The sequence below is a fragment of the Nocardioides sp. genome, assembly GCF_035697785.1.
In the GTDB taxonomy this organism is placed as follows: Bacteria; Actinomycetota; Actinomycetes; order Propionibacteriales; family Nocardioidaceae; genus Nocardioides_B.
Map to the genome: position 1 here is coordinate 1 of NZ_DASSCL010000056.1, position 10,835 is coordinate 10,835.

The 10,835-nt window shown below is 73.3% G+C and carries 12 protein-coding genes; 9 read left to right on the forward strand and 3 right to left on the reverse strand.

Annotation, left to right across the window (positions count from 1 at the left end):
- Both VFH10_RS05825 and alc read left to right on the forward strand, forming a co-directional pair.
- A partial coding sequence (locus VFH10_RS05825) for an amidohydrolase family protein (protein ID WP_325126878.1) occupies positions 1 to 487 on the forward strand: 487 nt, incomplete at its 5' end.
- Positions 484 to 1,458 (forward strand): allantoicase, encoded by a 975-nt coding sequence (gene alc / locus VFH10_RS05830; protein WP_325126880.1) that lies wholly within the window; start codon positions 484 to 486, stop codon positions 1,456 to 1,458. The genes VFH10_RS05825 and alc, both read left to right, overlap by 4 nt.
- A gap of 1 nt (position 1,459) precedes the next feature.
- Here the strand turns inward: alc and VFH10_RS05835 are convergent, their stop codons facing one another.
- Positions 1,460 to 2,008, reverse strand: a complete 549-nt coding sequence (locus tag VFH10_RS05835) for a DinB family protein (RefSeq protein WP_325126882.1) — start codon at positions 2,006 to 2,008, stop codon at positions 1,460 to 1,462.
- Between the two features lie 97 nt (positions 2,009 to 2,105).
- Between VFH10_RS05835 and uraD the strand changes: the two genes are divergently transcribed.
- From uraD to pucD, 7 genes are read left to right on the forward strand one after another with little or no spacing between them, the layout of a single operon-like run.
- On the forward strand, positions 2,106 to 2,612 hold the full coding sequence (gene uraD / locus VFH10_RS05840; RefSeq protein ID WP_325126884.1) for a 2-oxo-4-hydroxy-4-carboxy-5-ureidoimidazoline decarboxylase: 507 nt from the start codon (positions 2,106 to 2,108) through the stop codon (positions 2,610 to 2,612).
- Complete coding sequence (gene uraH, locus VFH10_RS05845) at positions 2,609 to 2,938, forward strand: hydroxyisourate hydrolase (RefSeq protein ID WP_325126886.1); 330 nt, start codon at positions 2,609 to 2,611, stop codon at positions 2,936 to 2,938. Before uraD ends, uraH begins: the two co-directional genes overlap by 4 nt.
- A 3-nt stretch (positions 2,939 to 2,941) precedes the next feature.
- Positions 2,942 to 3,802, forward strand: a complete 861-nt coding sequence (gene pucL, locus VFH10_RS05850) for a factor-independent urate hydroxylase (RefSeq protein ID WP_325126888.1) — start codon at positions 2,942 to 2,944, stop codon at positions 3,800 to 3,802.
- A gap of 14 nt (positions 3,803 to 3,816) precedes the next feature.
- Entirely contained in the window at positions 3,817 to 4,680 is an 864-nt protein-coding gene (locus VFH10_RS05855) for an FAD binding domain-containing protein (RefSeq protein ID WP_325126890.1), read from the forward strand.
- Positions 4,677 to 5,150 (forward strand): (2Fe-2S)-binding protein, encoded by a 474-nt coding sequence (locus tag VFH10_RS05860; protein ID WP_325126892.1) that lies wholly within the window; start codon positions 4,677 to 4,679, stop codon positions 5,148 to 5,150. The genes VFH10_RS05855 and VFH10_RS05860 overlap by 4 nt, the downstream gene beginning before the upstream one ends.
- A complete protein-coding gene (locus VFH10_RS05865; RefSeq protein WP_325126893.1) occupies positions 5,147 to 6,511 on the forward strand; it encodes an 8-oxoguanine deaminase in 1,365 nt (454 codons plus the stop codon). Before VFH10_RS05860 ends, VFH10_RS05865 begins: the two co-directional genes overlap by 4 nt.
- Positions 6,508 to 8,832: a xanthine dehydrogenase subunit D gene (gene pucD / locus VFH10_RS05870; RefSeq protein ID WP_325126895.1), complete on the forward strand. Its 2,325-nt coding sequence runs from the start codon at positions 6,508 to 6,510 to the stop codon at positions 8,830 to 8,832. The genes VFH10_RS05865 and pucD overlap by 4 nt, the downstream gene beginning before the upstream one ends.
- Positions 8,833 to 9,018: 186 nt before the next feature.
- Here the strand turns inward: pucD and VFH10_RS05875 are convergent, their stop codons facing one another.
- Positions 9,019 to 9,633, reverse strand: a complete 615-nt coding sequence (locus VFH10_RS05875; RefSeq protein WP_325126897.1) for a GNAT family N-acetyltransferase — start codon at positions 9,631 to 9,633, stop codon at positions 9,019 to 9,021.
- A 97-nt stretch (positions 9,634 to 9,730) separates the two neighbouring features.
- Positions 9,731 to 10,835 (reverse strand): carboxyl transferase domain-containing protein (locus VFH10_RS05880; RefSeq protein WP_325126899.1); only part of this gene is annotated, 1,105 nt, incomplete at its 5' end.

Below are 10,835 nucleotides of genomic sequence, written 5' to 3' on the forward strand. Positions count from 1 at the left end.
GCTCCGCGACGACGCCAACCGGGACGGCCTGTGGGCCGGCCTGCTCGACGGCACGCTCGGCATGGTCGTCTCCGACCACTCGCCGTGCCCGGCCGAGCTGAAGCGGACCGGACCGCGCGGCCTGGCCGATGCGTGGGGCGGGGTCAGCTCGCTGCAGCTCGGACTGGCGGCGACCTGGACCGAGGCCCGGCCTCGCGGGCACGGGATCGACGACGTGGTGCGCTGGATGTCCACCCGACCCGCGGACCGGGCCGCCCTGTGGCACAAGGGCCGGATCGCCGAGGGCGCCGACGCCGACCTGTGCGTCTTCGCACCCGACGAGAGCTTCGTCGTCGACCCGGCCCGTCTCCAGCACCGGCACCCGGTCACGCCGTACGCCGGCCGGACCCTGACCGGCGTGGTCCGGCAGACCCTGCTCGCCGGGCGGCCGGTCGACCTCGACGCACCGCCCCGGGGACGCTTGCTCGCCAGGAAGGGATCCCGATGAGCCACGACTTCACCGACCTGCCCGACGTCGCGTCGCGCGCGCTCGGCGCCGGCGTCGTCCACGTCAACGACGACCTGTTCGCGGCGGCGGAGAACCTCGTGACGCCGGGGCGGCCGGTGCACGACCCCCTTGCGTTCGGGCCGCGCGGGAAGGTCTACGACGGCTGGGAGACCCGGCGGCGTCGCACGCCCGGCCACGACCTCGCGATCGTGCGGCTCGGCGTGCGGGCGGAGGTGCGCGGCGTCGTGGTGGACACGTCGTACTTCGTGGGCAACTACCCGCCGAGGGTGGGCGTGGCCGGCGTCGACCTGGGCGGGTACCCGGGTGTCGACGAGCTGCTCGGGGCGTCGTGGCGACCGCTGGTCCCCGAGAGCGACGTGCGCGGCGACAGCCTCAACGCGTTCGCCGTCGAGGGGTCACCGACCTGCACGCACGTGATGCTGACCCTGCACCCCGACGGGGGCGTGGCCCGGCTGCGGGTGCACGGTCGCCCGGCACCCGACCCGACCTTGCTGACCGGCACCGTCGACGTGGCGGCGCTGGAGAGCGGTGGCGACGTCGTGGACTGCTCCGACGACTTCTACTCCTCGGCCCGCAACCTGCTGATGCCCGGCCGCGCGCGCACCACCGGCGAGGGCTGGGAGAACGCCCGCCGCCGCGACGCCGGCAACGACCACGTGACGGTGCGGCTGGCCGGTCCCGCCACTGTGCGTCGTCTGGTGGTGGACAGCTCCTGCTTCCTCGGCAACGCGCCGGCCGAGGTGCAGGTCCGCGGCTGCGTCGGGACGCCGGAGCGCGACCGCACCGATGGCTGGACGACGCTGCTGCCGCGCACCGCGGTGCAGCCCGACACCCGCCACGTGCTGCCGGTGGACGCGTCCGCGGCCGGCACCCCCGTCGACCACGTGCGGCTCGACGTCTACCCGGACGGCGGGCTGGCGAGGTTCCGTGTGCTGGGCGAGCTCTGCTGACTCACTGGCCGGTGCGGCCGTCGATGCACTCGCGCAGCAGGTCCGCGTGGCCGGCGTGCCGCGCGTACTCCTCGATCATGTGCACCAGCACTTCGCGCAGCTCGATCGAGTCGCCGTGGTGCGTCGCGGTGACGTCGAGGGACGGTGCGGCGGCGACGTACTCCTCCGCGTGCGCCACCTCACGTCGCCACGAGCTCCAGGCGTCCTCGACGACCGCAGGGTCCGCGACCGCGCCGTTGAAGTCGAGGTCGCGGTCCTCCGCGCTCCAGTACAGGCGGTCGAGGGGCTCACCCTCCATCACCCGGCGGAACCAGCTGTGCTCGACCTTGGCGAGGTGCCGGATCAGGCCGAGCAACGACAGCGTCGACGGCGGCACCGAGCGGCGGGCCATCTGCTCGGCATCGAGACTTTCGCACTTCATCTCGATGGTGAGCCGGTAGTGGCGCAGGTATTCCAGCAGCGTCTCGCGCTCTCCGCGTGGCTGCGTGTCGGTGGCGCGCGGGTCGTCGTCGGGGTCGACCCACAGGTCGGGAAAGGTGCGCTGGCTCATCCGGACACCCTGTCGGACCGATCCGCCGCCGACAATCCCTTTTGTACCTGACCTCTTCGGCGATCTGGTGTAGACAGGCCCCGACGGGAGGATGTGGATGCAGGGACCCTTGAGCCCGACTGACGACGAGCTGCGCGCGTGCTGCGCGGCCGACGCCTGGCTGAGCCGGATGTCGCTCGCGCGGCCGTTCCCGTCGGCCAAGGCGGCCGCGGACCTCTCCGACGAGATCCTGCTCGGCCTCGATGATTCGGGCCTCGACCAGGCCCTTGCCGCGCACGCTCGGATCGGCGAACGCCGCCTCGGCAGCACGACCGAGGACCGCTGGTCGCGCAGCGAGCAGGCCGGAGCGCTCGTGGTCGACACCGACGTGCAGCAACGGCTGGCCGAGGGCAACCTCCGCTACGAGGAGCGCTTCGGACGCGTGTTCCTGATCCGGGCGGCCGGTCGGTCCGCCGAGGAGATGCTGGCCGCGCTCGAGGAGCGGCTCGGCCACGACGACGAGAACGAGGCCGCCGTCGTACGACAGGAGCTCGCGGAGATCGTCCGTCTCCGGCTCATGAAAGTGGTGGGCTCGACGACCTCGACCACCTGGAGCCACCGATGAGCCTTTCCAGCCACGTCCTCGACGCGGTGCGCGGCACGCCGGCGCGCGGCGTCACGATCCGGTGGGAACGGCAGCACGGCAACGGCTGGGAGCCGGTCGCCGACGCGGTCACCGACGCCGACGGCAGGGTCGGCTCCTGGCCGGCGGACACGACGGCAGGCGTGCACCGCCTGGTGTTCGGCAGCGGCGACTACTTCGCCGGCCAGGGCACCGCGACGTTCTACCCCGAGGTGACGGTGGTCTTCGAGGTCACCGACGCCGACGCGCACCACCACGTGCCGCTGCTGCTCAGCCCGTTCGCCTACTCGACGTACCGCGGGAGCTGACACATGGACCGACAGGCCCGGCTGGGCGACAACCAGTACGGCAAGGCCGAGATCCGGGTCATGAAGGTGGACCGGGACCGACCGCGGCACGTCCTGCACGACCTGACGGTCGACGTCGCCCTCGCCGGCGACATGGACGCGGTGCATCTCACCGGCGACAACAGCACGGTGCTGCCTACCGACACGCAGAAGAACACCGTCTACGCGTTCGCCCGCGAGCACGGGGTCGAGCAGGTCGAGGACTTCGCGCTGCTGCTCGCCCGGCACTTCGTCGGCACCGTGGACTCCGTGCACCGGGCGACCGTCACGGTGCACGAGCACCACTGGGAGCGGCTGGCGGACCACTCGTTCGCCCGGTCCGGGCGGGAGACCCGCACCGCGACCGTGGCCCACGACGGCACCGGCACGACGATCCGCTCCGGGCTGCGGGACCTGGTGCTGCTCAACTCCACCGGGTCGGAGTTCCAGGGTTTCGCCACCGACGACTACACCACCCTGGCCGAGACCGACGACCGGATCCTCTGCACGTCGGTGGAGGCGAGGTGGCGGCACGGCGAGACGCAGGCGGACTGGCGGGCGTCGTACGACGCGGTGCGATCGGCACTGACGACTGCCTTCGCCGACACCTACAGCCGGTCCCTGCAGCAGACGCTCTACGCCATGGGGGCTCGGGTGGTGGCCACCTGCCACGGCGTTTCGGAGGTCCGGCTGAGGCTGCCCAACGTGCACCACTTCCTCGTCGACCTCGAGCCGTTCGAGCTGGACAACCCCGGCGAGGTGTTCCACGTCGACGATCGGCCCTACGGCCTGATCGAGGCGAGCGTGCTCGCGGACGGCGCGACCGCCGACGCCGGGGCGTGGTGAGTGCGGTTGTGAGCATGGACATGGTGCAGCCGACGGTCTGGGCCGAGGCCCTCGAGGTCCGTGCGGAGCGTCCCGACCTACTGCCGATCGCGGGCGGGACCGACGTGATGGTGGACCTCAACTTCGACCGGAGCCGCCCCGCCGGTCTGCTCGACCTCAGCCGGGTCGAGGAGCTGGCGACCTGGTCGGTCGACGACGGCGTCGTCCGCATCGGTGCGGGCGTCACCTACGCCCAGGTCGAGTCCGACCTGGCCGAGCTGACACCCGGTCTGGCGATGGCCTCGCGCACCGTCGGCTCGCCGCAGATCCGCAACCGGGGCACGGTCGCGGGGAACCTCGGGTCCGCGTCCCCGGCCGGCGACGCCCACCCGCCGCTGCTGGCGGCAGGCGCCGTCATCGAGGTCGAGTCGGTGCGCGGCAGCCGGCTCATCCGGGCGGACGAGTTCTTCGTGGGCGTGAAGCGCAACGCGCTGGAGCCCGACGAGCTGATCAGGGCCGTGCACGTGCCGGTGACGGGTGGTCCCCAGCAGTTCGCGAAGATCGGCACCCGCAACGCGATGGTGATCGCGGTCGCGTCCTTCGGCCTGGCGCTGCACCCGGCGACCAGACGGGTCGGCACCGGCATCGGGTCGGCCGCCCCGACCCCGCGCGGTGCCCCCGCAGCGGAGGAGCAGCTCGCCGGGGAGCTCGACTGGGACGGCCGGGCGCCGGTCGGCGCGGACGTCGTACGACGGTTCGGGGAGCTGGTCGCGGACGCGGCCGACCCGATCGACGACGTACGCGGCAGCGCGGCCTACCGACGACACGCACTGGCCGTGCTGGCCGCCCGGACGGCCACGTGGGCGTGGGACGAGTACCGCGCGGAGGAGGCGTCATGAGGGTGCGCTGCACGGTCAACGGGGAGCCGCGGGTCGCCGACGACGTGTGGGCCGGCGAGAGCCTGCTCTACGTGCTCCGCGAGCGGCTCGGCCTGCCCGGGTCCAAGAACGCCTGCGAGCAGGGCGAGTGCGGCTCCTGCACGGTCTACCTCGACGGGGTGCCGGTCTGCGCATGCCTGGTCGCCGCCGGGCAGGCCGAGGGACGGACGGTCGTGACGGTGGAGGGGCTCGCCGACGACGACGGCCTGCACCCGGTGCAGCAGGCGTTCGTCGAGGCCGGGGCGGTGCAGTGTGGGTTCTGCACACCGGGCCTCGTCGTCGCCGTGCACGACCTCCTGCAGCGCGACGCCGACCCGTCCGACGCCGACGTCCGCGAGGCGTTGTCGGGCAACCTGTGCCGGTGCACCGGCTACGAGAAGATCCTCGACGCGGTGCGGCTGGCCGCGTCGCGCACCGGGAGCGAGCGATGACCACGGTGATCCAGGGCTGCGCCGTCGCGACGGTGGACGCGGCGGGCACGGAGCACGTCGACGGCCACGTGGTCTTCGACGGCGCCCGGATCGTCGCGGTCGGTCCCGGCCCGGCCGATCCGGCGGTCACCGGCGACGCCGACACCGTCGTCGACGCGACCGGTTGCCTGGTCACCCCGGGACTCGTCAACACCCACCACCATCTCTACCAGTGGGCGACCCGCGGCTTGGCCCAGCAGGACGACCTGTTCGGCTGGCTCACCACTCTGTACCCGGTGTGGGAGGGCCTCGACGAGGACGTCGTCGGTGGCGCGGCAGCGGCCGGGCTCGGGTGGCTGGCCCGCACCGGCTGCACCAGCACGACCGACCACCACTACGTGTTCCCGCGCGACGGGGGAGACGTGCTCGGTGCGACCGTCGCGGCCGCCCGCGAGGTGGGGCTCCGGTTCCACCCGACCCGCGGGTCGATGGACCTCGGCCGGTCGCAGGGTGGGCTGCCGCCGGACACCGTCGTCGAGACCACCGACGCGGCGCTGGAGGGCACGGTGCGGGCGATCGACGACTTCCACGACGCCGCGCCCGGGTCGATGCTCCGGATGGGGGTCGCGCCCTGCTCGCCGTTCTCGGTGACCGAGCACCTGATGCGGGAGGCCGCCGCCCTGGCCCGCGAGCGCGGCGTGCGGCTGCACACCCACCTCGCAGAGACGCTCGAGGAGGACGTGTTCTGCCGGTCGCAGTACGCCTGCTCCCCGACGGAGTACGCCGACAACCTCGGCTGGCTCGGCGACGACGTCTGGCTCGCCCACTGCGTGCACGTCGACGAGTCCGCCGCCAAGCGCTTCGCGGCCTCCGGCACCGCGGTCGCGCACTGCCCGACCAGCAACGCCCGGCTGGGCGCCGGCATCGCCCCGGTCGGCGTGCTGCGCGACGCCGGTGTCTCCGTCGGCCTCGGCGTCGACGGCTCCGCCTCCAACGAGGAGAGCTCCCTGGTCACCGAGCTGCACGCCGCTGTGATGGTGGCCCGGCTGCGCGGCGGGCCCAGCGCGATGAGCGCGCGGGACGCGCTCGCGCTCGCCACGATCGGCGGCGCCCGCACCATCGGCCGGGCCGACGAGCTCGGCTCGCTGGAGCCCGGCAAGCTCGCCGACCTCGCGGTCTGGCGCGTCGACGGCCTGGCCCACGCCGGCTGCGAGGACCCGGTCGCCGCGCTGGTGCTGGGGTCCCGGCCGCCGCTGTCCCGGCTCGTCGTCGACGGCGTGACGGTCGTGGAGGACGACGTACTCCTGACCGCCGACGAGCGCATCCTCACGGGTCGGGCGGCGACCGCGGCCCGCACGCTCCTGGAGAGGAGCCGGCGATGACGACGAGCCCCACCCGCCCGAGCCCGACCCGGCGATCGAGCCCACCCCGTGACGGCGTGGGCACGAGCGCGGCAAGGCCGGACGGCGGGCTCAAGGTGCGCGGGGAGTTCGCGTTCTCCTCCGACCTCTGGATGGACGGCATGCTCTGGGGTGCGACCCTGCGGAGCCCGCACGCGCACGCCCGGATCACCGGCATCCGCACCGAGGCCGCGCTGGCCGTCCCGGGCGTGTTCGCGGTGCTCACCCACGAGGACGTCCCGGGCGTGAACGCCTACGGCCTCGAGCACCGCGACCAGCCCGTGCTCGCCGACGACCGGGTCCGCTACCAGGGCGAGGCGGTCGCGCTGGTCGCCGCCGACCATCCGGAGACCGCCCGTCGCGCGGCCGCGCTGGTAGAGGTCGACTACGCCGAGCTGCCACCGGTGACCGACCCGCGGGCCGCGGTGCGCGGCGATGGCGAGCCGGTGCACGAGGGCGGCAACACCGTGCGACACGTTCGCATCCGGCGCGGCGACCCCACGGCCAGCGCGCCGGTGGTGGTCACCGGCGACTACGAGGTCGGCATGCAGGACCAGGCGTTCCTCGGGCCCGAGTCCGGACTGGCGGTGCCGGCCGTCGACGGCGGGGTCGACCTGTTCGTCGCCACCCAGTGGCTGCACGTCGACCGCAGCCAGGTCGCCTACGCGCTCGGCCTCGACGAGGAGCTGGTCCGGATCACGCTGGCCGGCGTCGGCGGCGCGTTCGGGGCGCGCGAGGACCTCTCGATGCAGGTGCACGCGTGCATGCTCGCGCTGCGCACCCGGCGGCCGGTCAAGATGGTCTACTCCCGCGAGGAGTCGTTCTTCGGGCACGTCCACAGGCACCCGGCGTGGATGCGCTACGAGCACGGCGCCGACGAGGACGGCCGGCTCGTCTACGTGCGCGCCGAGATCGTGCTCGACGGCGGGGCGTACGCGTCGAGCACGCCGGCGGTCGTCGCCAACGCGGCGACGTTGGGCGCCGGGCCCTACGTCGTACCCAACGTCTCGATCGACGGCTACGGCGCCTACACCAACAACCCGCCGTGCGGGGCGATGCGCGGCTTCGGCGCGGTGCAGGCTGCGTTCGGCTACGAGTCGCAGATGGACCGGCTGGCCGAGGCCGTCGGCGTCGACCCGGCCGAGATCCGGATCCGCAACGGTCTCGCCGAGGGCGACCACGTCGCCACCGGTCAGGTGCTCGACTCGGCCGCACCCGTGGCCGAGCTGGTCCGGCGGGTCCGGGACATGCCGCTGCCCCCGGACCCAGGCCTGACCGTTGGTCCCGTCGAGACGCGCGACATCCGGTCCCTGCCGGGCGGCGTGTCCAACACGACGCACGGCGAGGGAGTACGACGCGGCATCGGCTACGGCGTCGGCATCAAGAACATCTGCTTCTCCGAGGGGTTCGACGACTACTCCACCGCACGGGTGACGCTGCGGGTGGTGGCCGGCGAGCCGCTGGTCACGGTGCACACGGCGGCCGTCGAGGTCGGGCAGGGGCTGGTGACGCTGCAGGAGCAGATCGCCCGCACCGAACTCGGGATCGCCCAGGTGCGCGTGGAGACCGCCGACACCCGGGTCGGTTCGGCCGGCTCCACCTCGGCGTCCCGGCAGAGCTACGTGACCGGCGGTGCGGTCCAGGCCGCCTGCCGGGAGGTGGCCGCGGAGCTGCTCGCGCGGGCGTCGGTGGCGGCCGGAGTCGAACCGTCGTCACTGACCCTCGAGGACGGTTCGGTGGTGGGCCCGACCGGCGAGCGGGTCGCGGCGGTGGCCGACCTGGTCGGGCAGGAGGCCGTGGAGCGCACCGTCGAGTGGCGGCACCGCCCGACCACGACGCTGGACCCCGAGACCGGTCAGGGCAGCGCGCACGTGCAGTTCGCGTTCGCGGCGCACCGGGCCGTCGTCGACGTGGACGTCGAGCTTGGCCTCGTCAAGGTGGTGGCGCTCGACTGCGCCCAGGACGTCGGCCGTGCACTCAACCCCGGCGCGGTGCTCGGCCAGATCCACGGCGGCAGCGCGCAGGGCCTCGGGCTCGCGGTGATGGAGGAGATCCAGGTCGTCGACGGGCTGGTCCGCAACCCCTCGTTCACCGACTACCTGATCCCGACCGTGCTCGACATGCCGCCCATGCAGGTCGACGTGCTCGAGCTCGCCGACCCGCACGCGCCGTACGGCCTGCGCGGTGTGGGCGAGCCGCCGACGATCTCCTCGACTCCCGCCGTGGTCGCCGCGATCCGCGCAGCCACCGGCCTCGCGCTCGACCGGGTGCCCGTGCGGCCGGAGCACCTGACCGGCACGTGATCGGCTGCGGGACGGGGACCCAATTACCACGGTCCCGTGGTAATCGGCACGTTCCCGGTGTGAACTCCCTGGGGGAAGCGGCAGTTCACCACGGGACCGTGGTAATTGTCCGCCCGGCCAACGGCACCCCCAACCACGCCGAGGAGGGGCCAATCCACCGGGTACCTAGTGGACTGGCCCCTCAGCTCACGGGCGCGCCGGGCCGAGCGGTGCGGGCGGCGCCGCGTAGTAGTGCATGCGCAGGTGCTCGGTCTTCGAGCCCCAGGGGTCCATCGCGAGCAGCTTCCAGCCTCGCTTCTCGACGAACGCGATGCCGTCGGTGCTGGTGCTGACCACGTCCAGCACCGGCACCAGGCCGTGCGTGCGGATCTCGTCGACGGCGACGTCGAGCAGGTCGCTGGCGATGCCCTCCCCGCGCACCCGCCGCCGGACGAACAACCGGCTGATCCGGCGCAGCTGGGTGACGTCCCGGCCGGTGATCTCCTGCCAGCGCACCCGGGAGATGCCGTTGCGCGGCACCGTCGCGATCGCGACGTGGCCGAGAATCTCCCCGTGCTCCTCGGCCACGTAGGCCGAGAGTACGTCGGGTCCGGCCAGCCAGGAGCGCGGCGCCTCCGGCCAGCGCGCGGGGTACTGGTGCTCGGTCGCGACGACCCGCAGCAGCCGTGCGCACGCGGGCAGGTCCTTCGGCCGTCGCGGCCGGATGCCGTGCGGCAACGTCGGCACGCTCTCCGGCTCTGGATGCCGTTGTCCGGGCAGCCGCACAGCGCGCTCGGCCAGCCACTCGGGGACCGCTCGCATCTGGCCCCTCCCTCTCCCGTTCACCAAGACTGTAAGGCTCGCGCCGGTTCGCGGGAGAGATCTCGGAGGGAAACCGCCCAGATGGGCTACTTCCAGGTCACAGCGGGATGTTGCCGTGAAGACCGCGCTGCACGATCCCGGCGTCGGCGATCGCCTTGGCAAGGGCGGTGCGGGTGACGGTCGGCTCGACCACCTCGTCGACGACGCCGATCTCGACGGCCTTGTCCACGCCGCCGGCGATCCGCTCGTGCTCGGCGGCGAGCTCGGCCTCCACCTGGGGACGGATGTCGGGGGCGACCTCGGCGAGCTTGCGCCGGTGCAGGATCCGGATCGCCGCCACCGCGCCCATCACCGCGACCTCGGCGCCCGGCCACGCGAACACCTTCGTCGCGCCGAGGGACCGGGAGTTCATCGCGATGTAGGCGCCGCCGTAGGTCTTGCGGGTCACGAGCGTCACCCGCGGCACGACGCACTCGCCGAACGCGTGCAGCAGCTTGGCGCCGCGGCGTACGACGCCGTCCCACTCCTGCCCGACACCGGGGAGGTACCCGGGCACGTCGACCACGACGATGAGGGGTACGCCGAACGCGTCGCACATGCGCACGAACCTCGACGCCTTCTCGGCCGACAGCGAGTCGAGACAGCCGCCCAGACGCAGCGGGTTGTTGGCGATCACACCGACGGTCCGTCCGCCGAACCGGCCGAGCACGGTGACGATGTTGGGCGCCCAGCGCGCGTGCACCTCCTGGGAGGTGCCCTCGTCGAGGATCGCCTCGACGAGCGGGTGCACGTCGTAGGCCCGCTTCTTCGACTCGGGCAGGAGCGCCGCGAGGTCACGGTCCTCGACGCCGGCCACGTCGAGCGAGCCCTGCGAGCCCAGCAGGGAGGCGACTGTGCGGGCGCGGTCGAGCGCCTCCTCCTCGGACTCGGTGAGGATGTGGACGACGCCCGAGCGGCGGCCGTGCGGCTCCGGTCCGCCCAGCCTCAGCATGTCGACGTCCTCACCGGTCACGGAGCGGACTACGTCGGGACCGGTCACGAAGATCCGGCCCTCGGGACCGAGGATCACCACGTCGGTGAGTGCCGGGCCGTACGCCGCACCGCCGGCGGCCGGACCCAGCACCACCGAGATCTGCGGGATCTTGCCCGACGCGCGTGTCATGATCGCGAAGATCTGCCCCACCGCGTGCAGGCTCCCCACG